This window comes from Chloroflexota bacterium (assembly GCA_020850535.1).
Taxonomy (GTDB): domain Bacteria; phylum Chloroflexota; class UBA6077; order UBA6077; family JACCZL01; genus JADZEM01.
Genome location: JADZEM010000126.1, coordinates 1 through 24,595, shown reverse-complemented (window position 1 = coordinate 24,595; position 24,595 = coordinate 1). Strand labels below are relative to the sequence as shown.

At 69.3% G+C, this 24,595-nt stretch carries 21 protein-coding genes; 8 read left to right on the top strand and 13 right to left on the bottom strand.

Translation table 11 applies throughout. The features are described from left to right. The 5 genes from IT306_18710 to IT306_18690 all read right to left on the bottom strand — a co-directional run. The coding region (locus tag IT306_18710; protein MCC7370462.1) for a transposase at positions 1-378 on the bottom strand (378 nt) is incomplete at its 3' end. Positions 379-842: 464 nt separating this feature from the next. Next, complete coding sequence (locus IT306_18705; protein ID MCC7370461.1) at positions 843-1,133, bottom strand: type II toxin-antitoxin system RelE/ParE family toxin; 291 nt, start codon at positions 1,131-1,133, stop codon at positions 843-845. Further along, positions 1,100-1,393 (bottom strand): addiction module protein, encoded by a 294-nt coding sequence (locus tag IT306_18700; protein ID MCC7370460.1) that lies wholly within the window; start codon positions 1,391-1,393, stop codon positions 1,100-1,102. Before IT306_18700 ends, IT306_18705 begins: the two co-directional genes overlap by 34 nt. A gap of 45 nt (positions 1,394-1,438) precedes the next feature. Then, positions 1,439-2,392, bottom strand: coding sequence for a 2-dehydropantoate 2-reductase (locus IT306_18695; GenBank protein ID MCC7370459.1), 954 nt, complete (start codon positions 2,390-2,392; stop codon positions 1,439-1,441). A gap of 35 nt (positions 2,393-2,427) precedes the next feature. After that, positions 2,428-3,093 carry an MBL fold metallo-hydrolase gene (locus tag IT306_18690; protein ID MCC7370458.1) on the bottom strand — a complete coding sequence of 222 codons (666 nt, stop codon included), beginning with the start codon at positions 3,091-3,093 and terminating at the stop codon, positions 2,428-2,430. Between the two features lie 221 nt (positions 3,094-3,314). Here IT306_18690 and opgC point away from each other — a divergent pair, with 221 nt between their 5' ends. Further along, positions 3,315-4,538, top strand: a complete 1,224-nt coding sequence (gene opgC / locus IT306_18685) for an OpgC domain-containing protein (GenBank protein ID MCC7370457.1) — start codon at positions 3,315-3,317, stop codon at positions 4,536-4,538. Between the two features lie 402 nt (positions 4,539-4,940). On the opposite strand, the gene IT306_18680 is transcribed toward opgC, so the two are convergent. After that, positions 4,941-5,654: a response regulator transcription factor gene (locus IT306_18680; GenBank protein ID MCC7370456.1), complete on the bottom strand. Its 714-nt coding sequence runs from the start codon at positions 5,652-5,654 to the stop codon at positions 4,941-4,943. Further along, complete coding sequence (locus IT306_18675; protein MCC7370455.1) at positions 5,651-8,542, bottom strand: GAF domain-containing protein; 2,892 nt, start codon at positions 8,540-8,542, stop codon at positions 5,651-5,653. Before IT306_18675 ends, IT306_18680 begins: the two co-directional genes overlap by 4 nt. A gap of 536 nt (positions 8,543-9,078) precedes the next feature. On the opposite strand from IT306_18675, the gene IT306_18670 reads away from it, so the two are divergent. From IT306_18670 to IT306_18660, 3 genes are all read left to right on the top strand, one after another. Continuing rightward, positions 9,079-9,408 (top strand): transposase, encoded by a 330-nt coding sequence (locus IT306_18670; protein ID MCC7370454.1) that lies wholly within the window; start codon positions 9,079-9,081, stop codon positions 9,406-9,408. Positions 9,409-9,627: 219 nt separating this feature from the next. Next, the gene (locus IT306_18665) at positions 9,628-11,784 is read left to right on the top strand and encodes a copper resistance protein CopC/CopD (protein ID MCC7370453.1); all 2,157 of its coding nucleotides are present in this window, start codon (positions 9,628-9,630) and stop codon (positions 11,782-11,784) included. Positions 11,785-12,293: 509 nt separating this feature from the next. After that, the gene (locus IT306_18660; GenBank protein ID MCC7370452.1) at positions 12,294-13,007 is read left to right on the top strand and encodes a response regulator transcription factor; all 714 of its coding nucleotides are present in this window, start codon (positions 12,294-12,296) and stop codon (positions 13,005-13,007) included. 74 nt (positions 13,008-13,081) lie between these two features. Here IT306_18660 and IT306_18655 read toward each other — a convergent pair whose 3' ends face one another. Next, positions 13,082-13,843 carry a hypothetical protein gene (locus IT306_18655; protein MCC7370451.1) on the bottom strand — a complete coding sequence of 254 codons (762 nt, stop codon included), beginning with the start codon at positions 13,841-13,843 and terminating at the stop codon, positions 13,082-13,084. 237 nt (positions 13,844-14,080) lie between these two features. Between IT306_18655 and IT306_18650 the strand changes: the two genes are divergently transcribed. The 4 genes from IT306_18650 to IT306_18635 all read left to right on the top strand — a co-directional run bounded on the left by IT306_18650 (position 14,081) and on the right by IT306_18635 (position 18,177). Beyond that, complete coding sequence (locus IT306_18650) at positions 14,081-15,061, top strand: alpha-ketoacid dehydrogenase subunit beta (protein ID MCC7370450.1); 981 nt, start codon at positions 14,081-14,083, stop codon at positions 15,059-15,061. 15 nt (positions 15,062-15,076) lie between these two features. Further along, entirely contained in the window at positions 15,077-16,462 is a 1,386-nt protein-coding gene (locus tag IT306_18645; GenBank protein ID MCC7370449.1) for a 2-oxo acid dehydrogenase subunit E2, read from the top strand. A gap of 109 nt (positions 16,463-16,571) precedes the next feature. Beyond that, complete coding sequence (gene lipA / locus IT306_18640; GenBank protein ID MCC7370448.1) at positions 16,572-17,492, top strand: lipoyl synthase; 921 nt, start codon at positions 16,572-16,574, stop codon at positions 17,490-17,492. 355 nt (positions 17,493-17,847) lie between these two features. Continuing rightward, positions 17,848-18,177: a hypothetical protein gene (locus IT306_18635; GenBank protein MCC7370447.1), complete on the top strand. Its 330-nt coding sequence runs from the start codon at positions 17,848-17,850 to the stop codon at positions 18,175-18,177. A gap of 197 nt (positions 18,178-18,374) precedes the next feature. Here the strand turns inward: IT306_18635 and IT306_18630 are convergent, their stop codons facing one another. The 5 genes from IT306_18630 to IT306_18610 all read right to left on the bottom strand — a co-directional run bounded on the left by IT306_18630 (position 18,375) and on the right by IT306_18610 (position 24,385). Further along, entirely contained in the window at positions 18,375-18,773 is a 399-nt protein-coding gene (locus IT306_18630) for a tautomerase family protein (GenBank protein ID MCC7370446.1), read from the bottom strand. A 216-nt stretch (positions 18,774-18,989) separates the two neighbouring features. Then, positions 18,990-19,580, bottom strand: coding sequence for a response regulator (locus IT306_18625; protein ID MCC7370445.1), 591 nt, complete (start codon positions 19,578-19,580; stop codon positions 18,990-18,992). 36 nt (positions 19,581-19,616) lie between these two features. Then, a complete protein-coding gene (locus tag IT306_18620; GenBank protein ID MCC7370444.1) occupies positions 19,617-21,098 on the bottom strand; it encodes a histidine kinase N-terminal domain-containing protein in 1,482 nt (493 codons plus the stop codon). A 213-nt stretch (positions 21,099-21,311) separates the two neighbouring features. Beyond that, the gene (locus IT306_18615; protein MCC7370443.1) at positions 21,312-22,094 is read right to left on the bottom strand and encodes a serine hydrolase; all 783 of its coding nucleotides are present in this window, start codon (positions 22,092-22,094) and stop codon (positions 21,312-21,314) included. Positions 22,095-22,126: 32 nt separating this feature from the next. After that, positions 22,127-24,385: a xanthine dehydrogenase family protein molybdopterin-binding subunit gene (locus IT306_18610; GenBank protein ID MCC7370442.1), complete on the bottom strand. Its 2,259-nt coding sequence runs from the start codon at positions 24,383-24,385 to the stop codon at positions 22,127-22,129. Positions 24,386-24,595: the final 210 nt, after the last annotated feature.

Here is a 24,595-nt window from a genome sequence, read left to right as displayed (position 1 = left end):
GAGCAGCCCCACGAGGCCAAGAAGCAGCCCAAGGGCAGCCAGATTCGGGTCGGTGGGCTGGCTGGTGGTGGCGGCCAGGTAGGTCAGGTTGGCGACGGCGGCAGCCATGAGCAGTTGGAACAGGATCCTGGGCGTCCCGACGTCGCGAGCCTGGCGGATGCCCAACTGGACCAGTCGGGCGATGCGGTGTTCGACCGTCTGGCGACGGCGCCGATACTCCGCGAAGGCCGGGCTGGCCTGGCACGCGCGGGCCTCCTGCAGCAGTCGTTCTTGTGGATGGACGCTGACGGTGCGCCCGCCACCCCCACGGACGCACTGGGCGCGGAGCGGACACGCGACGCAGACGGCCGCCGTCATTCGGAGGCCGGTGGCGGTCATGTCGCGCTCCTACAGGCCGCAGTACGGAGAGCCGAGTTGATACGAGCTTGAGTCTACCAGAGTGCCCCTTGCGCCCACGCCGCTGCCGGTAGCATTGTCGCACCAGAACGACGCAGGGGAGGTGTCTGATGCCGCGTTGGGAAGTGTGCAGAATCCTTCGGAACCGTAGCGAGATTCGGCAACCGGGATTCATGAGCGGCATCAAGGTTCTCTATCAGTGGCAGGCAGCGGTACTCACGAGCAACGGTAAGGAGTCGATCATCGCCGAGTCGTTGCATTGGGAAGGAGAGCCATATTCTCGGACCAGCGGATCCGGCGAACCCAGCGTTCAGCTTCGAGGATTGATCGCGCGACTGGGACTCAGCAGGTGGGAGCCACTTCCAATCCCGGAAGAACTTGACGATTCAAGATAGTGGTTCAAGCGGCAGCTACCAGATGACGCTCCGTAACCTGGAGAGCAAGGCTTAGCTGCGGGCCCGCCACGTTCGGGGATCGCGACTCCCATGCAGGACAGCCACGATGATGCGCTCAGCGTGAACTCGGAAGAACACCGAGTACGGGAATCGGATGACTTCGACTCGGCGGGTTTCCTGATGAACCCGTGGGAACGCGAAGGGGTGCCGTTCGATGCGGTCGATCACCGCTTCAATGGCCGCCAGTAGCTCGTCGCCGAGTCCGAGCCGCTGGTCGTCGTACCAATCGGCCGCTTCCGCCATCTCGTCTACGACGAACTCACCGTACTCGATCTGCACCACGGACGCCGGTGCTTGAGGCGTTCGAGGACTTCTTCCCGAGACATTGCAGACTGGGGATTGGCGAGATACCGCTCCCAGCGGCGGTCAAGCTCGGCCTTCACCTCGTCCGTGAGGTCGAACTGGGCGTCGCGCTCCTCGTCGGACAGGCTTTCCCATAGCGCCATCGCAATATCAACGCGGTCGCTGCTTGAGAGCTTCAGCAGCTCGTCAATCGTGGCGGACACGGTGTCAGGAAGTCGCTGCGTCGCCAACTCGTTCACCTCGGCGGACTCTTTCCTCAGCATACTGCGCGCGGCGTTGTGAGGCTACAGGTAGCCCTGCTCGACGGCCCGGATCATCTGGGCAACCGTCGCATTGGCGGGCGTCGGGACGCCATGCTCCTGACCGAGGCGCGCCACCGCCCCGTTGATGGCGTCGATCTCCGTACGCCGGCCCGCCTCGACATCCTGGAGCATCGAGTTGCGGTTGTTGAAGGTGATACGGGCCACGCCCTCAGCATGGGCGGCCGGGTCGTCGAACGGCAGCACGACGCCCAGGCGCGTGGCGACGGCTCCGGCCTCGCGGGCTAGGCTACGGAACAGCTCACGCGCAGCCGGCCGCTCGACGGTGAACCCGTTCTGGCAGCGCAGCAGCGCTCCCAGCGGGTTGATGGCCGCGTTGGCGATCAGCTTGCCCCAGATCAACGGGAGGGGGTCGGCGTACGCCGTCGCCGCGAGGCCGGCCCGATCCAGCAGCGCGGCGATGGTCTGGGCGCGCGGCGTCAGCACCCGCGTCGCCTCGGCCAGCGAGGTCGGCCCGAAGCCGGCGTGGCGGATACGCCCATCGCCCAGGAGCGTCGCCCCCTGCGAGGTGATGCCCCCGAGCACCCGTTCCGGCCCCAGCACGGCCGTCAGCGCATCGACGTTTCCCAGCCCATTCTGCAAGCTCAAGGCCGGCCCGTCGGGCACCAGCAGGGCCGGCAGGCTCGGGGCGGCAGCAGCAGTATCGGTCGCCTTGACCAGCACGATCGCGAGGTCGACCGGCCCGAGCGCGGCCGGGTCCGTGCCGGCGCGGACCGTCGTCCGCCGCTCGACGCCGTCGCGCTCGACCACCAGCCCGTGCTGGTTGATGGCGTCGGCCTGGGCTGCCCGCCGACCCAGCAGCCGGACGTCGTGGCCGTCGAGCGCCAGCAGCGCCGCGAAGAGGCAGCCGAGCGCACCCGGCCCGACCACGGCGATCCGCCAGGGCTGCTCCAACGACGGGACGGGGGAGGCCGACACGGAGGACGCCGGTACGGAGGACGCCTGCGACCCGCTCATCGGCTGGCGTGCCGCCGGAGCGCCTCGGACACAAAGTCGTTGTACCGCCGCTCCGCGCCGATGGTCGTCTGGTCCATGTGCCCCGGCCGCACGATGGTCTCGTCTGGCAGGTCCATCAGCTTCACGGCGAGACTGTCGAGGATCTCATCGTAGTTGCCGCCCGGCAGGTCGGTCCGACCGATGGTCCCCTGGAACAGGGTGTCACCCGAGAACAGGATCCCGCCGCCGTACAGGCAGATGCTGCCCGGCGTGTGCCCCGGGGTGTGCAAGACGCTGAACGTCTCGCCGGCCAGTTCGACGTCGTCGCCCTCGGTCAGGAAGGCGTCTGGATCGGGGGGCGGCGGCATCTCACGACCGAGCGCCCGCGCAGCCGAGAGTGGCAGACTCCGCGCCAGCTCCAGGTCGGCCTGGTGCAGCAGGAACGGCGCACCGGTCACCTCCCGCAACGCCCGGACGGCCATGATGTGGTCGAGGTGGCCGTGGCTGCACACGATCCTGGTGATCCGCACGCGCATGTCGCGGGCGAGCGCCTTGATCTCGTCAACGTCATCGCCAGGGTCGAAGCAGATCGCCTCGCCCGTCTGCCGCGAGCCGATGATGTAGCAGTTCGCTTGAAACAGCCCGACGACGACGCCCCGCACCATCAGCTGTGTCGCGTCCACACGCCCTCCTGCCGGCCTCGGGCGACGCCCCCAGCAGCACCGCCCGACCTGGGCTGAGTATACCGAGCGCCCCCGCCACGCCTGGGCCAATGCCGCCGCATGTCCTCATAAAACCTGAACGGAATCTTCATAGTTGAGGGGTGATTCTTGGCATTTTCTTTGCGTTTCCTTTGTACTCTGAAGGTAGGAGGCGTCGGGGTCTCCGTCCGAGGTCGAGGATCATGGCCGTCGCAACCTTCCCACAGCAGCCAGGAGTCGTTCGCAGGGCCGCACAGGCTCTGGACGGCATGCTGCACGCGATGCGCTACGTCGCGACGCCGTTTGGCCGCGATCCACGCCTCGATCTGCTGCGCGGCTTCTGCGTCTTCGCCATGATCGTCGATCACATCGGCGGCGTGTCGTGGCTGTACTGGCTGACCGGCGGGAACACCGGCCCGGTGACGGCCGCCGAGGGGTTTGTCTTCCTCTCAGGACTGGTGCTGGGGATCGTCTCGCGGCGGCGGATCGAGAAGAACGGCCTGCGCGCCGCCGTCATCACGACCCTCCGCCGGGCCCTCACCCTCTACCTGCTGACGGTCGTGCTGACGCTCGTCTTCCTGGGCCTGACCGTCGGGACGAGCCTCGCGCTCTGGGTGGATCGCTCGCTGCTCGGGGAGGTCGAGAGCTGGCCGGCGCTGATCGGCGCGGTGGCGGCCGTCCGCTTCACCTGGAACGGCACCGACATTCTGGCCCTCTACGCCCTGCTGCTGGCCGCCGCTCCGCTCGCCCTCGTGCTGCTCTCGGCCGGCCGCGCGCTGCCGCTGCTGGTCGCCTCCTGGGCGCTCTGGCTCGGGTACCAGGTGCTGCCCGAGACGCTGGTGGTGCCGTGGCACATCGAGCACGCCACCACCTTCCCGTTCGCGGCGTGGCAGGCCCTGTTCATCTCGGCGCTGACGCTCGGCTACCACCGCCGCGAGCTGTCGCACTGGCTGACCCACGAGTCGCAGCGGCCGACCGGCGCGGGCCTCGTGTATCGCGCGGGGCTGGGAGCGGCCGCCTGCGGGTTGCTGCTGCTGGCCGCCTCGTTGACCCCAGGGCAGGCGTATGCTGCCACCGCCACGGTCCTCCCGCTGACCGCCGTTGACCTCTTCGACAAGGCCAGCCTGGGCGTCGGGCGCATCCTCACCTTTGCGGTTGTCGCGGTGGCAGTCTACGGTGGCCTGACCCTCTTCTGGCGGCCTATCGAGCGGCTGACGGGCTGGCTGCTGATCCCTCTCGGGCAGGTGTCCCTGTACGCCTACACGGTCCACCTGTTCCTGATCCTGGCCGCCTACAATGTGCCGCCGTACGTCGGCAGCCCTGAGGCTGGCTGGGAGCTGCACAACACGGTGGGGCAGCTGCTGCTGGTGCTGATCCTCTGGGCGATGGTCAAGCGCAAGGTGCTGTTCAGCCTGATCCCGCGCTAGCTCTGGCCTCAGCGATGGCCCTGCCACCGCGGGCCTCGCCCGATGATTCCCAGCAGCCGGTCCTGCGCCGAGGCGTCGGGCGGAACGGCGGCGCTCACCGAGACTCTCCCAGGTCTGAGGATGGTGAGGACGCCGCTGGACCGCCCGCATTTGACAGCCCGACCAGGAGCGTGTCCAGGCTCGCGAAGCTGCCCTTCAGGCGCGCTTCGGCCACGGCGCCTGGCCAGGGGCCTGCGTGCCGCATTCCGTCAAAACGTCAATTCTGTCACGGGGGGTATCCCCCGCACGCCACCCACCGGAGAACAGCAAGCGCCCTGACTCCCGCCGGGGGCCAGGGCGCTCGTCCGCTTCGTGCTCTGGGTGCGAAGGCGTCAGACTCTGCCGAGCCTCAGCCGGGCGTGGCTACACCAGCGCGGCGATCTTGTTCAGCGTGTACCCGATGCCCGGCCGCGTCGTGATGTACTTCGGGCTGCCGGCGTCCGGCTCCACCTTCGCCCGCAGCCGCGCGATGTTCACCCGCAGCAGGTGCGCTTCGTCCTTGTACTCCGGCCCCCAGACCTTCGTCAGCAGGTCGGCCTGCGTCACCACCCGCCCGGCGTTCCGCGCCAGGAAGCTGATGATGCGGAACTCGGTCGGCGTCAGGTTGACGGCATGGCCCTCCAACCGCGCCAGCTGCTGCGCGAAATCCACCTCCAGCGCGCCCGTCTGGAAGACCGGCTGCCCGTGCTCCGTGCTCGTCAGCTGCGAGCGTCGCAGCGCTGCACGGACCCGCGCCAGCAGCTCCATCGAGCCGAACGGCTTGGTCAGGTAGTCGTCAGCGCCGGCGTCCAGGCCGGACACCTTGTCCTCTTCCGCCTCGCGCGCCGTCAGCATGATGATCGGCACCGTGGAGAACTCGCGGACCCGGCGGCACACATCTCGTCCATCCATCCCCGGCATCATGATGTCCAGCAGGAGCAGATCCAACTCCTCAGCCTCGGCCATCTTCAGCGCGTTAGTCCCATCCATTGCCGTCAACACCCGGTAGCCATTCAGCTCCAGGTTGCGCTGGACGAGCTTCAGCAGCCGCGGGTCGTCGTCCGCGACCAACACCGACGTCTTCTTGCTCGCGTTCATCGTGCCTCCATCCTGACGAGCGGAACCGTGAAAAAGAATGTGCTGCCCTTCCCGATCCGACTCTCCACCCAGATCTTTCCGCTGTGGGCCTCGACCAGCCGCTGGCAGATCGCCAGCCCCAGGCCAGTCCCGCCCACCCGCTTCGAGATCTCGCCTTCGACGCGGTGGAACCGGTCGAAGACGCGGTGAAGATCGCGTTGGGGAATGCCGACGCCCTGGTCGGCCACACTGACCTGGAGCATGTTGCCCTGCGGCTGCGCCGCGAGCACGATCTCGCCTCCATCTGGCGAATACTTGACGGCGTTCTCCAGCAAGTTTGTCATCACCTGGGCGATGCGGCTCGGGTCCACATCAGCCAGGTAGTCCGTCTCCCAATCCATGAGCAGCTGGTGGCGGTCGGTGTGGCGCTGCACCCGCGTGATGCAGGCCCGACCCACCTCCGAAAGGTCGGTCGGCTCACGGTCGATCCGCAGCACGCCGGCCTCCAGCCGCGACATATCCAGCAGGTTGCGAATCAGCTCATCCAGCCGGTCGCTCTCGCTGTCGATGATCTCCAGGAACTCGCGCGCCTCTTCCGGGCTGAGGATGTCGCCATGCTCCATCAAGGTCGTGGCATACCCCTTGATCGAGCTGAGCGGTGTCCGCAGCTCGTGCGAGACAGTCGAGAGCAACTCGGTCTTGAGCCGGTCGATCTTCTTCAGGGCTGCCACCTCGCGGGCGTGCTCGGCCAGCTGGAGGTTCTTCAGGGCCAGCGCCACGTGGTTGGCGAGCGCCGAGGCGACCCGCTCCTCGCTCTCGCCAAACGGCCGCTCGGCCCGCTCCAGCTCGATCACTCCGACGCTGCCCTCTTTGATGAGCATCGGGACCGCCAGGATCGCAACCGGCCGCTCCTCGGTCGCGTCGGCCATCACCGGCCTGCCGGTCCGCGAGGCCTGGCTGGCGAGCGAGGACGGCAGCCGCGTCCCCAGCGAGCCGTTCGTGCTGGGCCGGGCCGGGCCGTTGACGGCCGGCCGCTCGTCCACCAGGACCGGCCGCAGGATCGGCGAGCGCTCCTCCGTCAGCAGCACCGAGGCGCGGTCGTACCCGACGTGATCCTTGAGAATGTCCACCAGGGCCTGCGCCAGATCCTCCGAGGTCAAGGCGTCACGCGCGGCATTCGCGATCTCATAGAGTGCTGTCGTCTCCTCCAACTGTCCGCGCGCCTCGCCGTACAGGCGGGCGTTCTCCATCGCCACCATCGCCTGGGCTGCCAGCAGCTCGGCCCGCGAGATGTCGCGCTCCTGGAACGCCTCCGGCAGCCGGGTGCTCCCGAACACGATGGCCCCGATGGTCTCGCGGTGGCGGAGCAGCGGCACGGCCAGCAAGCACTGCTGGCGCAGCAGCACCGTCAGCAGCGGATGGCTGCGCCGGGCCGTCGCCGCGTGCTGGACGATCTCCGGGTGCCGCGTGCGGATCACCCGCGCTTCCAGCGACATCCGGTCGCGGATCGAGATGCGGCGGTCCCGCAGGATGTCGCGGCGCACCCCGGCCGACTCGACGGCCCGGATCTCGCCAGCATCGTGGTCCATCAGCCAGATGACCACGTTGTCCGCCCGCAGCGCCGCCCGGCCCTGCCGACAGACCAGCTCGCGCACCCGTTCGACATCCAGGCTGGCCTGCAGGTTCAACGCCAGCCCCAGGTCTCGCAGCCGCTCCTCAGCATGCCCGGAGGTCTCCAGCCGGCGCAGCAGCCAGCCGTTCTCGCCCAGGCTGAACATCAGGCGGACGACCAGCAGCACGGACAGCCCGAGCGTGCTGACGAACAGGTCGCCAGACGGCGCGCGGTCCGTGATCAGGTGGCCGGCCAGGGCCAGGAACACCAGCATCCCGGCGCCAGTGGCCGGGATCATCCGCAGTCGGCTGTCGTCGCGGGAGTCGCCCTCCGGCGGGCTGTGGGCGAACTCCGCGTCCGGCACCCGGGCGACCGTCAGCGCGCCCAGCGCGATGCCGGCCAGCCCGACGATCCAGAACGGCTGCCCGAGGCCAAGCTCCCAAAGCGGCAGCCGCAGCAGCTGGCCGGCGTGGAGCATCGCGCCGATAGCCACGCCGAGCGTCCCCCAGGCCAGCAGGCCCTGCGGTGAGACCGGCCGCGCGAACGCCGTGCGCCGGGTGACCCAGAACATGGCGTACGTCGTCGCAACGTAGGCCGAGAGGTAGAGCAGGCCGCCCGGCGCCAGCAGCACCTCGCGCGGGCCGAGCAGATCCGTGTAGCTCGTCACGATCAGCGCGAAGACCGTCGGCGAGAGGCTCAGGATCACCACGTCCAGGATCAGCCGCAGCCGCCGCGTCCCGTTGCGCTCGCCGTCCAGCCGGATGGTGGCCGCCAGCACCAGGAAGACCACGGCCATCACGAAGCCGACGTCGTCCCGCCCGAAGGTGGTCACTGGGGCCTTGTCCAGCGAGGGCAGCCCGCGCGCCAGCATCCCGAGCAGGATCGACGCCGACGCCGCGCCGGTCAGCAGCCAGACCTTCCGCGCCCGGCCCTTCGCGCCGTGGGCGGCCGCCACGCCGGCCGCCGCCGCGCCAAGCGCCGTCAGCAAGCCGATGCCCCAGGCCAGCACCCGCAGGAACGGGATCAGCCAGAGCAGCAATTCGGCGAGCGCCAGCAACCCGACGACGCTCACCAGGAACAACCCGGCCCGTGGCGTGCCGGCCGTGCGCGCGCCCGCCCCCCGCTCCGAGATCACGGCCTGCGAACCGCGCAGCGCCGGCTGCGGCGGGACGATGGGCGCGCCGTCCGCGCTGTGTTCGATCTCGTGCTGGGCCGGCGGGACGCTCGCCAGCGACGGGCGGGGCCGTGCCGTGCCGTTCTGGCGGGCGCGGCGTGGCGCGATGGGCGCAGCGCTCATCGGACGGCCCCCTCGAATACGCCACCGCGCAGACCTGCCGCCGCGCACGACGCACAGCCGCACAGCATCGCAGGAAGCTGGCGGCGACCATCAGTCGGCGTGTCGGCGATCGTGAAGCGCACCACGGCAGCCGCCACTGTACGCCTGTGACACGGGCCGCTACAAGACGTAAGGGGGGCGTTTCGGGCGGTCTTCTGTCCGGCCCGGCCCGGTCGACCCATTCGCCGCGCCGTGGGCAGGCGAACGCGCGATGCTCAACAGAACGCTGCACTCCTGGTCAGCGCCCGGCGCAGGTCGGCAGCGGCAGCGCTGAGCTACGGCATCTTACAGGTCCGTCACATATGCTCACGAGTATGCTCGCGAGCGGCGTGTCGGGCAGCAGCCGGCGGGCGAGAAAGCCCCGATTCGCCCCGCCCCGCTCACGCCGGCCCGCCCGCGAGCCACGGTCAGCGTGCACTATCTCGCAAAGCGCCGTTGAGAGAAACGTGGCACGCTTCTTGCTACGCAGCCTCAGTTCGTGGATCAGGAGGGTACGCGTGACCTACTCACTCAACGGCTCGAACATGCAGACGCAGCAGACTCCACTCACCCACGTCTCGGACGCTGATTGGGAGGCCGTCCAGCCGCTGCTGGAGAAGTACGATCCGCCCCGCCGCCTGGGCCGCAAGCGCATCGACCAGCGCCAGGCGCTGGACGCGATCGTCTACCGGCTCAAAAGCGGCTGTCGCTGGAACCACCTCCCGAAGGAGTACCCGGACGACAGCTCGGTGCATCGGACCTATCAGCGGTGGCAGCGGCTCGGCGTGATGGACGAGATCCTCAGCACGCTGAGCGAGGAGGTGCCGACGCATCGGCAGATGAACTAGCGCGCGGCGGCGCCGACAGAGCACGCGTCATCCCCGGGGAACGTCTGGCTGGGGGAGAGATCAGCCACGACGATGGGGTCGCGCGATCTCTGCCGTCAGCGCCGCGACGGAGCCGATCCAGCGTCACACCCGGTGCGTGGGCCGCGGACCACGACGACGACCTACGCACCAGGCGTGACGACCTACGCACCAGGCGTGACGGCGTGCCACACTTCCGCCGTGGCCCGACTTCTGCCGCTCTGCGTGATGCCGGTCGTGCTTGGGGTGCTGCTGCACCTGCTCACGCCGTCCGCCGCGCTGGCGCACGCCGATCTTCAGCAGGCGGAGCCGGCTGCCGGGGCCTCCATCCCGACGCCGCCCTCGGCGCTGCGGCTGCGCTTCACCGAGCCGCTCGACCGCTCAGCCACCCGTCTTGAGGTGCTGGACGAGCGCGGCACGCGCCTGGAGCTGGGCGAGCTGGCTGTGGGGCCGCCGAACGACCGCCTCCTGACGGTTGAGCTGAGCGGCCTGACCGAAGGCGTCTACACCGTCCGCTGGTGGAGCCTGTCCCAGGTGGACGGCCACCGCTGGCAGGGCGTCTACCGGTTCGGCGTGGGGCGCACGCCGCCGCCCGCCGAGGGAACCGCCCCACCGCTGCCGTCCCTGCTGGAGGTCGCGCTCCAGTGGCTTGCCATCGCCACGACCTCGCTGGTGCTGGGCGGGCTGGCCTTCCGCGTCTGGGCGCTCGAGCCGGTCCTGGCTCGGCTCGGAGCGGCCCCCCGCGTGCTGACCGTGTTCGGGCGGGCGCTCACGGCGACCCTCACGCTGCTGGCCCTGCTCAGCGTCGCCGAAGCCGTCAACAGCTACGGCGCGTTCACGCCCGAGGTGCCCGGCGGCGCGACGTTCGCCGGTATCGGGAAGGTCGGCGCGCTGGCCCTGCTGCGCCTGTTCCTGGTCCCGATGATCGGGTACCTGGCCGCGCCGGGTGGCTCGAGCGGGATGGCGCTGGCATTCGCGGCCCTGCTGGTGCTGACGCGGGCGCAGGCCGGCCACCTTGCGAATGGCGGCCTTGGCCCGGTCCTGATCGACGCGACCCATCAACTGGCGGCCGGCGTCTGGCTGGGCGGGGCGGCAGCGTTCACGCTGGTGATGCCGGTGCTCCTCCGTGAGCGCGGGGCAGCCGCCCTGCCGGTGGGCGTGCGCTTCGGGCAGCTGGCGCTGGCCTGCGCTGGGCTCGCGTTGCTCAGCGGCGTGGCGGCAAGCTGGGCGCTCGGCCTCGACCCGACCCTCCTGCTGGGCAGTCGCTACGGGCTGACACTGATCGCCAAGCTCGGGCTGATCGTCGGGCTGCTGCTGGCGGCACTGATCGTGTGGCGGCGCAGGGTGGCCGCCCCAGACCGCCTGCCCCGCCTGCCGCTGGCCTCCGAAATGATCCTCGGCCTGGGCGTGCTGCTGGCGGCCGGCACGATGGCGTTGCTGCCGCCGCCGGGCGAGTCGCCCAGCGCCACCCCGCTCGACCTCGTCCTGCCGGCCGGGCCGGAGAACCGTTTGCGGGTCCACCTGATCCTCGACCGGGTCCGGACCGGCGAGATCCAGGCCGAGGTACAGGTGCTGGAAGCCGACGGCCGCCGCCTGGGGCAGACCGGCGTCCAGTTGACTGTCAGCGAGCTGGCGCCACTCGGAGCCAGCCCGGCCGAGCTGGCGGCTGGCCCGCCCGGCCCAATCGACGCTGTAGCGGAGGAGCAGCCGGACGGACGCCAGCTTGCCACGTTCGCGCCGTTCACCCGGCCCGGCTGGTGGCGCGTGGTCGTCCGCTCGACGGTCCACCTGCAAGGGGTGGTCGAGACGCCGTTCGACGTGCTGGCGCCAGATCCCAACCGCACCGGCCTCGATCCGCCAACCAGCCAGTCTGCCGCCGTCGAGCTGTTCGGCCAGACCGTCCAGCGGCTCGAAGGTCTACGGTCGGTGCGGCAACGGGACGCCCTGGCGGACGGCGTCGGCGGCGTCGTCTTCTCGACGGCGCGCTACGCGGCCCCGGACCGCTACCAGCTTCAGACCGCCGAGGGCGATGCCTCGGTGGCCGTCGGGCCGAATCAGGCGTTCCGCCGCCTGGACGAGCCGTGGCGGCTGGTTCGACGCAACGCGCCGTTCCGCTACCCGACCTACCGCGACACCTACGCCGACGCCTCGGCCCAGCGCCTCGGCCACCAGGTGACCCTCGATGGCCAGCCGGCCCGGCTCCTCACCTTCTACGTCGAGCGCGACCGCGCCTGGTACCTCTGGTGGCTCGATGCGGGTGACGGGCTCCTGCGCCGGGAGGTCATGGTCGCCCCAGCGCACTACATGACCACGCTGTACGACGAGTTCGACGCGCCAACCGCCATCGAGCTGCCGTAGTCCGGATTCCAGGCGGGCTCAGTGGTTTCACGGTATCAAGCCACGAGGCGATGGTCGTCGTGCGGTCGGGCAGGAGGCCGCTCGGCGGCCCTGGCCTGCCGGGGCCACTGACGCTTCCAGCGCGGCGGTCTACGCCGTCAACCGGATGAGCGGCCGGATCGACATCCGGCTGTCGCGACTCATGTTGCACCTGTTTTTCATCGGCCCGTGTTCGATCGTCAAGCTCGCCGATGCTGACGCCGATCCCCTCTCGCCGGGCCAGGGTCGTGCCGCTGGCGCGGTGCATGCACATGCACCGTACCTGGAGTGGATGTCGAGAAACACAGATGGTTTGGTACCGGAGAATAGTCCATAATCAAGATAAAGTCGTTGCAGTGTGTAAGAATTTCCCCTGGAAGTGTCGCGCAAGAGCATCTATACTCAGCGCGGCGCCCGGTCACAAAGTCAAAAAAACGATGATGATCGGTCATTGTCTCGTCAAAATGATTCCGTGAGCGCCGTGAGGCCCGGTGGCTGACTCCCTGACGCGCCTGCTCCTCGTTGACGACGACCCCTACCTTCGCCAGCTCGTGCGGACCGCTCTTGACTCCGACATGGATGTCGTCGAAGCCGCTGACGGACTCGAAGGCATTCGGGCGTTCCACCGGCAGCGACCGGATATCGTGGTGGCCGACGTCGAGATGCCCCGGCTCGATGGCCTGGAGCTGCTGCGCCGCATCCGCGAGCTGGGCGATGTGCCCGTCATCCTCCTGTCCGAGCAGGCCGACTCGCAGGCGGTCGTGCGGGGGCTGCGGGCTGGCGCGGACGACTTCCTGGCCAAGCCCTGCGACCTCGACGTGCTGTGCGCCCGCATCGAGGCGGTGTTGCGGCGTGCCGAATCGAACCACACCCAGCCGCCTTCGCGCATCGAGCTTGACAACGGCCAGCTTGTCGTGGACCTTGGCCGGGCCGAGGTCTGGGTGCGAAGCCACCGCGTCGACCTCTCGGCAACGGAGTACCGGCTGCTGGCGTTCCTGGCGCGGCGGCCAGACCGGATCGTCTCGCCGGCCGAGATCCTGACGCACGTCTGGGGCGCGGAGTACGTCAACGAGCTGGGCTACGTGAAGAGCTACGTCCGGCTGGTGCGGCGGAAGATCGAGGAGAACGCCCGGGTGCCCCGCTACCTCATCTCGCGGCGCGGCCTCGGGTATACGCTGGTGAGCCGCCCCGCGCCGCTGACCTGAGTGGTGAGTTGTCAGGTATCAGGCTTCAGTTGTCAGGAGACGGAGTCTCCGTGCTGACCACTGATACCTGACGCCTACCCGCCCAGCACCACCATGTTGCCGGCCAGCGCCGCCGCCAGCACCATCGCCGACGAGATGTAGAGCAGCCCGGTGGCCGCCTGAATCGCGCGTCCGCGCGGCCACTCCTGGCAACACAGGCGCGCCGCGACGGTGATGCCGATGGGCACCACCGTCACCGACACGAAGCCGGTCCAACGGAACCAGGGCGTGTCTGGCCCGAACGTCGTGGCGACGGGCCGCTCCAGCACGTACCAGAGCGCCAGCCCCGAGAGCAGCACCAGCGAGACGGTCGAGAGGTCGCAGAGGATCCGCAGCGGCCGGGCGGAGAGCCGAGGCGTCATCAAGTACCAGTGGCCGAGCACCATCGACATCACCGAGGTGCCGAGCGCCGTCGCCGAGGCCGCCGCCGTCAGCCCGGTCCAGAGCGGCCCGAGCGATGGGCTGGGACGCGCGCCGGCGGCCAGCGCCATCCCGACCACCCCGGCCGCCACGCCAAGCCAGCCAAAACCGAGCCGCAGCTGCCGTTTCGCCGTGAACTGCAAGACCGTGTAGCCGAGCAGCAGGATCGTCAGCGCGAGCGTCGAAGCGCCCTCGCCGGGGACGCCGCTGCCGGTCAGCATCCAGGCCAGCCACGCGCTTGCGAGCGCCGAGGCCGCCGCGAGCCGCAGGAACCCGGGCGTGACCTCGCCAAGCTGGTCGCAAATGACGGCGGCGAGCAGGGAGCCGAGGGCAAACTGCAGCGTTGAGGCGTAGAAGGAGGAGATCAGCGGATGCATAGGGGGCAGCTCGGCGGGTGCAGTGGGGGGAGGATGACCGAGGGCGTACAGCGGGGACCATACCCGTTCGCTCGGGTTGCCAGCCACACGCGCCGGAGCACATCCGCTCGGCCGCCCTCCAGATCGCACGGCCCGGCCCCGCGCCGGGCGTGTGGTACCATCCTCCTGCCCCGGGCGGTATCCCCAGCGGCCAGCGCCGGCCGACCACGGACGCTCCAGGGTGGGAGTCGGGATCGCATGGCGATCAGGACGTTGATCGAAGCCGTCAACGAGGCGCTCTCCGAAGAGATGGAGCGTGACCCGAGCGTCATCGTGCTCGGGGAGGATGTGGGCGTGCACGGCGGCGTCTTCCGCGCCACAGACGGCCTGCTGGCCCGCTTCGGCGAGACCCGCGTGATCGACACGCCGCTGGCGGAGCTGGGCATCGTCGGGGTGGCCATCGGCGCGGCGATGCAGGGCATGCGGCCGGTCGCCGAGATCCAGTTCGCGGACTACATCCACCCCGCCTACGACCAGATCGTCAACGAGGCGGCAAAGATCCGCTACCGCTCCAACGGGCAGTACGGGTGCCCGCTGGTGGTGCGTGCGCCGTTCGGCGCCGGCGTGCAGGGCGGGCTCTACCATTCGCAGAGCGTCGAAGCGCTGTTCTTCCACGTGCCGGGCCTGAAGATCGTCGCGCCGTCCACGCCGGCCGACTGCAAGGGGCTGCTCAAGGCGGCCATTCGCGACCCTGACCCGGTCCTCTTCTTCGAGCACAAGAAGAGCTACCGCCGTGTCCGCGGCGAGGTGCCGGACGGCGATGTCACCGTGCCCATCGGGAAGGCGGACGTCAAACGCGCAGGATCAGACGTCACGGTGGTAACCTACGGCGTTGGCGTACACCTGGCGCTGGCAGCAGCCGAGCAGGTGGCCGCCGACGGGCTCTCCGTGGAGGTGGTGGACCTCCGCACGCTGGCCCCGCTGGACCGGGAGACGGTCGCTGCGTCGGTGGCGAAAACCAGCAAGCTGATGATCGTCCACGAAGATAATAAGACTGGCGGCATCGGCGCGGAGATCGCGGCGATCGTCGCCGAGGAGCACTTCGAGCAGCTCGACGGCCCGATCCTGCGGGTTGCGGCTGCCGATACCCACATTCCGTACGCGCCAAGTCTTGAAGAGGCCGTCATCCCGAACGTCGAGGACGTGGTGATGGCGCTCCGACGGCTCGGAGCCTACTGAACGATCGAGGAGCACATGGCAACGACAGTCTCGATGCCTCAGCTGGGGGAATCGATCGCCGAGGGCACCATCGGCAGGCTGCTGAAGGCGCCTGGCGACCGCGTGGAGCGTGACGAGGCGATTGTCGAGGTGATGACCGACAAGGTGAACGCCGAGATCCCCTCGCCGGTGGCCGGGGTGATCGAGCAGGTCGTGGTGCAAGAGGGCGACGTGGTGCCCGTCGGCGGCGCGATCCTGGTGATCGGGGACGGCGCCGGCGCGAGCGTCTCGCCAACGGCCTCGCAGAGCGCCGCGCCGGCAGCCGCGAGCGTCGCCGCGCCGGCCGCGCCGCCGTCGCCACCCCCGCCGCCTGCGCCCGTTGCCGTGGCCGAGCCGCCGGTCACTGCGCCCGCGCCCTCCCCGAGCGTCAACGGCGCGCCAAAACGGGCCTCGCCGTTCGTGCGCTCGCTGGCCGAGAAGTACGGCATCGACCTGTCGCTGGTGAGCGGCAGCGGTCTGGGCGGGCGCGTCACCAAGGACGACATCCTGGGGTACATCGAGCAGAAGGGCGCGCAGCCGGTCCCGGCCGCCCCGACGCCCCCGCCGGTCCCCGCTCCGGCGCCTCCAGCGGTGGCCGCCGCGCCGCCGCCCCCCGCTCCATTGGCCCCGCCCTCTCAACCGACTGCCGCGCCGGCTGCCGCCGCCGCGACTGCGATCGGCCCCGACGAGGAGCTGGTCCCGCTCACGCCCATGCGCCGCGCCATTGCCGAGCACATGGTTCGCAGCGTCCAGACGGCCCCGCACGCCTGGGGCATGACCGAGATCGACGTGACGCGGCTCGTGAAGCTGCGCGCCGGGCTGGTGGATGCCTGGAAGGCGCGCGAGGGCTTCGAACTGACGTTCCTGCCCTTCTTCGTGAAGGCCGTCGTCGAGGCGCTGCGCGAGAATCCGACGCTCAACGCACGCTGGTCGGACCAGGGGGTTGTGCTCAAGAAGCGCATCCACATCGGCATCGCCATCGCCGTGCCGAACGGGCTGGTCGTGCCGGTCGTGCGGGACGCCGACCAGAAGAACATCGCCGGGCTGGCGCTGGGCATCCGCGACATGGTGACCCGCGCCCGGGCTGGCCGACTGACGATGGACGACTTCTCGGGCGGCACCTTCACGGTCAACAACACGGGCGCCCTGGGCAGCATCGCCTCCGGCCCGATCATCAACCAGCCGCAAGCTGGCATCATCACCATGGAGGCGATCGTCAAGCGGCCGGTGGTCACCGAGGATGATGCCATCGCGATCCGCAGCATGATGAACGCCTGTCTCTCCTTCGATCATCGCGTGACGGACGGCGCAGAGGCGTTGCGCTTCCTCCAAACCGTCAAGCAGCGTGTCGAAGCGTTCGGCCCTGAGACGACGATCTACTAGCGAGTCGTCAGTGATCAGTTTTCAGTGATCGGCGGTTCAACACGCGCAGGCAGTGATGCACCCGCTGAAGACTGAGAACTGATCACTGACAACTCGGAGGCACAGCAGCATGGCGACCCTCCCCCTGCCGATAGTCCCGCGCTCCGTCCCGCTCTCGCCGTGCGCGCCGGCCCCGCGCGGCAACCGCCCCGAGTGGCTGAAAGTCCGCTTCCCGAACGGCTCGAACTTCTCCGAGCTGCGCACCCTGATGCGGGAGCAACGCCTCAACACCATCTGTGAGGAAGCGCTCTGCCCGAACATCGGCGAGTGCTGGGAGAACCGCACGGCGACCTTCCTGATTCTGGGCGAGGTCTGCACGCGCAACTGCGGCTTCTGCTCGGTGATCACCGGCCGCCCGACGGGCCTGGACCTGGACGAGCCGCGCCGGCTGGCGGAGGCCGTCGAGAAGATCGGGCTGCGGCACATTGTCATCACGTCGGTCACGCGCGACGACCTGCCAGACGGCGGCTCGGCCATCTTCGCCGAGACGATCCGCGAGCTGCGTGAGCGCATCCCGGACTGCGGCATCGAGGTGCTGATCCCCGACTTCCAGGGGAACTGGGACGCCTTGAAGACGGTGATGGACGCCCGCCCGGACATCCTCAACCACAACATGGAGTCGGTGCCGCGCCTCTACGGCCGGGTCCGCCCGAAGGCGATCTACACGCAGTCGCTGGAGCTGCTGAAGCGGGCGAAGGATCTCGCCCCGGACGTCAACACCAAGTCCGGCTTGATGGTCGGACTCGGAGAGGAGCGCGAGGAGCTGCTCCAGGTGTTCGCGGACCTCCGCACGAGCGACGTGGACGTGCTGACGGTCGGCCAGTACCTTCGCCCGACGATGAAGCATCTGCCGGTCGAGCGGTACGTGGACCCGTCCGAGTTCGCCGATCTGAAGGTGATCGCGCAGGCGATGGGCTTCCGGCACGTCGAGTCTGGCCCACTGGTCCGCAGCTCGTACCACGCCCACGAGCAGGTGCCGGCCCGAACGTAGGTTCTGGGTTTCGGGTTTCGGGGGCAAGACGATCCACCCCCGAAACCTGAAACCCAGAACCTACCGCTCCGTCTGCTAGAATGGGCGGGTTTCTCGACGGAATGTTGCTCGGGCTACGGGAGAGCCGTGGCAATCTCCTGGGCGGCCTGCTCACCGCTCCATGTGGCAGGACAGCAGACCCGCCGTGAAGCGGATCAGACTGGGGTGCGCCCGTCAGGAGGGCCGCACGCCCCCATGAGGATCACTGTTGCAGGACGATACCCAGCGGCACGATGCTGCGGGAGCGCCACCAGCGGGTGCGCCCCAGCAGCCGCCACCAGCGCCCACCGCTCCCCTGGCTACACCTGAGAGCACGGTGACACCACGAGGACTTGAAGGTCTCCGGTCAGACCCCGGGGTGCAGCCGCGCGGCTTCGACGCGCTCGGTCTTGGCGCACCCACCCGCGAGCCGCTGCCGTTCCACACGGACCTGGACTCGCCGTTGCCGTTTGGCGACCACTACGATGCCGAGCACCACGAGCCGATGTACCTGCCGCTGGCGCTTTCTGTCGGCGCGGGCTTCAAGTTCGGGTGCGGCTTCATGCTGGCGGTGGCGGTCAGCCTGTTCGGGCTGTTCCTGGCCGCCTCGGTGATCTTCTTCGTGGCGGCGCTGGCCGGCCTGCCGGTCCCGGGCGCCACACCGTAGACGGTGTCACCGACCTCCGTGCCGCCCGCACGTCAGTTCGTCGGGGCTTGAAAGCCCCGCCCACAGTCATTCTGTCGCTGCGCGACGGACGCAAGAAGGGCTTTCAACAGGTGAGGCAGGAGCGTCGCGGAGCGACAGCATGATGGCAGGCGAGGATTGAAACCCTCGACTCCCGGCGCTGGCGCCAGGCGACTCTGCTACTCGCGGCCCGACTCCGCCGCTGACCAGTCACTCGCAAACGCCCCGCGACGGTACATCTCGTCGCCCGAGTGCTGGGTGAACTCCAGCTCGATCTGCGAGGGGTCAAGGGCCAGGGCTTCCGAACACGCCCGCACGATGGCCGCCGCCAGCGCCGCGCGCTGCTCCACGGGCCGACCGCGTCGGATGTCGCACTGCCCGACCACCACCGGCTCGACGCCGCCATCAGGTGCGCCGCAGCGGAACAGGTTCTCCTCGCCAAGCTCGCGGAAGGCAACCTTGACGATGGTCGGCGTCGTCTGCATCAGCTCGGCGTACAGCGCCCCGAGCCGAGCCGCCAGCGTGCGCTTCGTCTCGGGCGGGTAACGGCGCGGCAGATCGAAATGCAGGTACGGCATCAGTGCAACCCTCAACTCGTGGGCCTGAAGAGCATGCCCCTCACCCCCCAGCCCCCTCTCCCGCGCACAGGGAGAGGGGGAGCAACGCGAGCTTCGTGTGTCTCCCCCTCTCCCGCGCACAGGGAGAGGGGGTCGGGGGTGAGGGCCTCCTCACAACGATCCGTGACGCTTCATCAGTCCCGAAACCTGAAACCCAGAACCCGCAACCCCCGCGATCTACCGGGGCTGCTCGATCCCGTGAGTCAGCAGGATCGCTTCGGCGACCTCCCGCATCGACTTGCGGCTGTTCATCGAGAGCCGCTGGATGCGGTGGAACGCCTCCGACTCCTTCAGGCCGGCCGTGTCCATCAGCACGCCCTTCGCCCGCTCCACGATCTTGCGGGTCATCAGCGCTTCCTTCGTGCTCCCCAGCTCCTTCTGGAGCGTCGAGAACTCGCCGAAGCGCGCCAGCGCCACCTCGATGGCCGGCGCAAGCTGGTTCTCGCCGTACGGCTTGACGAGGTAGCCCATGACGCCGGCATCGCGCGCGCCGTCGATGAACTCCTGGTCCGAGTAGGCCGTCAGCAGCAGCACCGGTGCAACCCGCTCGTCCGCCAGGAGCGTGGCCGCGCCCAGGCCGTCGATGTCGCCCGGCATCTTGATGTCCATGATGACCAGATCCGGCTTCAGATCGCGCGCCAGATCGACGGCCGTCTGTCCATCGCCGGCCTGCCCGACGACATCATGGCCCAGGTTCTCCAGCATCTGGCTGAGATCCAGCCGAGCCAGCGGCTCATCCTCAGCGATTACGATTCGACGCTTCGTCATAGATACCCTCCGTCACGTCCCTCAGTGCGCCCGCACTTAGGACTCAAGCACCTGATTGCGCGGTGCGCGCCAGCGAGGAAAGGAGACCACCGCCCGCACGCCGCCATCGTTTTCCAGCACGAACTGGCCCCGCAGATCGTCCCGCACCAGCGTCCGGATGATCTGCAGCCCGAGGCCCCCGCGCGCAGGATCGAAATCCTCTGGCAACCCTTCGCCATCGTCCTCGATCTCGATGGACATGCTGTCGTCCGTCTGCAACAGGCGAACCACCACGGTTCCCTGATCTCTGTGCTCGAGCCCGTGATCGACCGCGTTCTGGATGAGTTCGTTGACGATCAACGCGCACGACGTGGCCTGTTGGGCTGGCAGCAAGAACTGCCCCTCGCCCTCCAGGCGCAGCTCGATCCGCTTCATGGGATCCAGCGTGCCGTTGACGAACTCCTGCGTGATCCGCTTGCACACTTCCTGAATGTTAATAATGCTCGATTCGTCCTTTGAGAGAAACTCGTGGACGACGGCCACGCTCATGATCCGCCCGACGGCCTCGGTCAGCGCCGCCTTGGCCTCCTCAGACTTGACCCTCCGAGACTGGAGCCGCAGCAATGCCGTGATCGTCTGGAGGTTGTTCTTCACCCGGTGGTGAATCTCCTGGATCATCGCGCTCTTGACTTTGAGCTCCTGCTCCTTGCGGACGTCAAGCGTCACGTCCTGAATCACGATGATGGCGCCCGCCGGGTGCCGCCCGAACGACCCCGGCAGCTTGCTGACCCAGCTCGGGCTGTCGCCGGCCATCAGCGGGATCGCCTTCTTGATCCAGATCCGATCCTGCTCGGTGACGCGCTGCTCCGAGCAGACGCCGGTCTCCATCGCCCGGAAGACCAGGTACTCGTTCGTATCAAGCTCCGAGAGTTGCGCGCCCGTCAACTGGTCCACGATGCCGAGCAGCCGGTACAGACCCTCGGCCGACGTCGAGGCGTACTGGATCACGCCGTCCGCGTCCACCACCAGCATGCCGTCGTTGAGCGCCAGCCGGCCAACCTTCTCGCCGCCCTCCAACCGGCCCTGCACCACGAGATCGCGCACCCGCTGCAGCGCGCGCCTCAGCACGCCCGTCCGCTTGCGTACCCGCTCATGCTCGATGACCGCCGTCTCCGTCGCCAGCGCGGCGATCACCCGGCCCTCGGCGTCGCGCACGGCCAGGATCTCGCGCACAATCGGCACGCCGCCCACCACCGCGCCCTGCACCTCGTGGCGCGAGCGCCCGTGAAAGAGGATCCTGGCCACGGGCAGCACCTGCTCGTGGCGCAGCCTGCGGCCCGTCAGCGAGTCCGGGTACACCGACGGCACGGGACTCGGCTGGGCATGCTCCACGACCTCGATTTGCGAGCCTGCTCGTGCAAAGAGCAGGACATCCGCATGGAGGAGGTCCGCCACGAGATTCAGATTCGGGAGGATACGCTTGATCAGGGCGGCAGCAACACCGTCCAGATCCCGCGCGACATCGCTAGAGATCGCCACCGTCCTCGGTCCGACGGCTCGCGACATGCGCCCGAGTGATCCGGCAGACGCGAGCATACTCGGGGGGCAGCGTCTGGCCCCCGGTCTTGAAGGATTATAGGGGGAAGCGCACCATGCCCATGCGCGAAAGCCGTGCCCGGCAATTGCGATTCGGTGGCGATCCCGTTTCCTGACAGGGCTCCCTCGCATCGAGAGGCGGCCTCAGGAGGCGGCTCACGAGCACAGCCACTCCCAGACGGCCTCGCCGACCTGCGCCAGGGCTGCCGCGCCGTCGCCGTCGTTGGCGAGCCGGTCCGAGAACGCCACCACGATGGCCGTCCCACGCGCGTGCTCGATCCAGCCGGCATCGTGGAGCAGGCCGGGCAGGTTGCCGGTCTTGTGTGCCACGACGGCCTCTGCTGGCAGGCGTGCCGGCAGGCCGGCGTTGAACTGCTGGCCGCGCAGGATGGCCCGGGCCTGCTCTCGTGACCGTTCACTCAGGCCGTCACCGGCGTGAAGCAGCCGCAGCAGCCGCGCGATGTCTCGTGGGGTGGCGACGTTCTCCAGGCCGCGTGCGCGGGCCTCGAAGTCGTACATCCTGCGTCCGAGACGCGTCCCCGTCAACCCGAGCCGGTCGACAGCCTCCTGGATCGTCGCGATGCCCAGCCGGGCGATCAGGGCGTTGGTCGCGGTGTTGTCGCTGACGACAGTCATCAGCGTGGCGAGATCCAGCAGCGTCAGCCGCGCGCCGGACTGGAGGAACCGCAGCACGCCCGTGCCGTCAACGCGCGCCTCGTCGGTCAGCGGCCACAGCTCGGTGGGGTCGATGCGCCCCCGGTCGGCCTGCTCGAAAAAGCTCCAGAGGATCGGCAGCTTGATGATGCTGGCGGAGGAGAACGGTGCGTCACCGTCGAGGTCGATCGGCGGCTCGCGGCTCGTCGCCGGCTGCACGACGATGGCCAGCCGCCCGTCGAGCCCGCCCTTGACCGCGTGCAGCCGGCTGCGAAGCCGTGCCACGGCGTCGGATGCAGGGGGTGTCGCTCGGTCTGTCATCGGCTCGCAGACATCAGGGCGCGGTGAATGCGCTCGGCGGTCATCGGGATCTCGGTGAGGCGGACGCCGGCGGCGTCACGGAGGGCGTTGCCGATGGCGGCGGCCCCGGGGATGACGGGCGGCTCGCCGACGCCGCGCACGCCGAACGGGCCGGAGCGCGAGGGCACTTCGAGCAGGATCGTCTCGATGGGCGGCGTCTTCATGGCGGTGGGGATGGCGTAGTCGAGCCAGCTTCCCGTCAGCACACGCCCGTCTCCGTCCAGCACGATGCCCTCGTAGAGCGCCCAGCCGATGCCCTGCACGACGCCGCCGTGAATCTGATCCTCGATGCCGGCCGGGTTGATGGCGCGGCCAACGTCCTGCACCGCGACGTACTCGATCACGCGCGGCTCGTGGGTGTCGGGATCGACGCGGACGCGGGCCAGGTGTGCCGCGATGCCCGGCGCGCGCTCGGCGACCGCCGAGCGGCCCTGGCCCGAGACGGGCGGGTACTTGCCGTTCGCCGCCATGCTGAGCGAGCCGATGCGGTTCAGGCCGATGCAGCGCTCGGGCGTGCCGCGTACCTGCACCTGGCTGCCCGCCAGCTCGAGATCGTCCGCGGCCACCTCAAGCTGGTCGCTGGCGATGGCCAGGATCTGCTCGCGGGCAGCTTCGGCAGCCTCGACGACCGCTGCCCCGACCGTCAGGGTGATCTTGCTGCCGCCGGCGTTCCCGGCGAACGGGCCGGACTCGGTGTCGGCGTTGACGACGCGGATCTTCTCGGCGGCGATGCCGAGCGCCTCGGCGGCCATCAGCACGAGGCCGGTGTTGGTGCCGGAGACGTCCACCGAGCCGACGACGACCGTCAGACTGCCATCGGCTTCGAGGCGGCAGGTCGCCCCCGCCGACTGCAGCCCACCGAACAGGCCGCCGATAGCCACGCCGATGCCCTCATTGGGACGCCGGGCACGGTCCTTCCAGGCAGGATGCTCGCGCAGCCGCTCCAGGCACTCACGCAGCCCGATCTTCGGCCACGGGCGGCCGTTGGGCATCGGGTCGCCTTCCTGGGCGGCGTTCTTGAGGCGCAGCTCGATGGGGTCCACGCCAAGCTCGCGGGCGACCTCATCCAGGGTGGACTCGACGGCGAACATGGTCTGCGGGCCGCCGGGCGCGCGGTACGCCCCGGCCGGCAACGTGTTCGTGACGACGGTGTAGCCGCGAATGCGGAGATGGGGATAGCGGTAGAATGCGCCAGCGTAGAGCGTCGAGTTGGCGAGCGGACCGCCGTTGTAGAGGCCCGGGTTGACGACGATCCGGGCGTCGAGGGCGGTCAGCGAGCCGTCCCGCTTCGCGCCGATGGTCACGTTGATCTGCATGCGCGGCGCGGGATTGGCGGCCTGAAACTCGTCCATGCGGGTGTAGACCAGGCGGACGGGACGGCCGTAGCGCACCGAGAGGGCAGCGGCCAGCGGCTGGGTCAGCAGACCTTTGCCACCGAAGCCGCCGCCGAGCACGGGTGCCGTCACGCGGACGCGGTGCTCGGGCCAGCCGAGGGCCTTCGCGATCTCCTGGCGCGGCATGAAGACGCCGTGGCTGGAGGTCCAGACGGTCAGGTTGCCGAGCGGATCGACGGCGGCAGTGGTCGTGTGTGGCTCCAGGTACGACTGGTGGACGATGGAGGTCTGATACGAGCGGGTGACAACCACGTCGGCGCTGGCGAGGCCGGCCGCGAGGTCGCCACGGTCGTACCGGGCGTAGTCGGAGAGGTTGGGCGAGCGCAGGGCCGGATCGTCCGTCTCGGTGGGGGCCTTCGCGCCGGGGACGCCGTCCGGCCAGACGGCCGGAGCGTCCGGGGCAAGGGCCGCCTGGGGATCGAGCAGGGCGGGTAGCTCGTCGTACTCGATCTCGACTAGCGCCAGGGCATCTTCGGCGGCGGCCTCGCTCTCGGCCACGACGACGGCGACAGGCTGCCCACAGAATCGGGCGACGCCGTTTGCCAGAGCCTCGCGGGCGCGGGAGGTGGGGGAGGTCTGCAAGATCGCGGCGAGGTCGGCAGCGGTGTGCACGCCGAGGACGCCGGGCAGCTTGAGCGCCGCGCTGGCGTCCACCTTGACGATGCGGGCGTGGGCATGAACGCTCGGGACGAGCCGGGCATGAAGCAGGCCGTAGAGCGGCAGATCGTCCCCGAAGCGGGCTTGCCCGGTGACCTTCTCAGCGCCGTCCACACGCGGCACCCGCGCCCCGATTGCCATCCTGGTTCCGGTGCTGACGACCATGTCTGCTCCCCCTCCCGACGACTCAGTCAGGCCGGGACGATAGCACGGCGCGGGAACGGGGCGTCAGGAACAGGGACAGGGTACCAGGGCGATTGCATGTTGATGTCGTCGTGCCGCCGCGTCGGGGCTTGAAAGCCCCGCCTACCATCCTGCAGTCGCTGCGCGACGCTCCAGTCGCACCAGTGCCTGCCGTTCCCGGCGGCCGTCGCG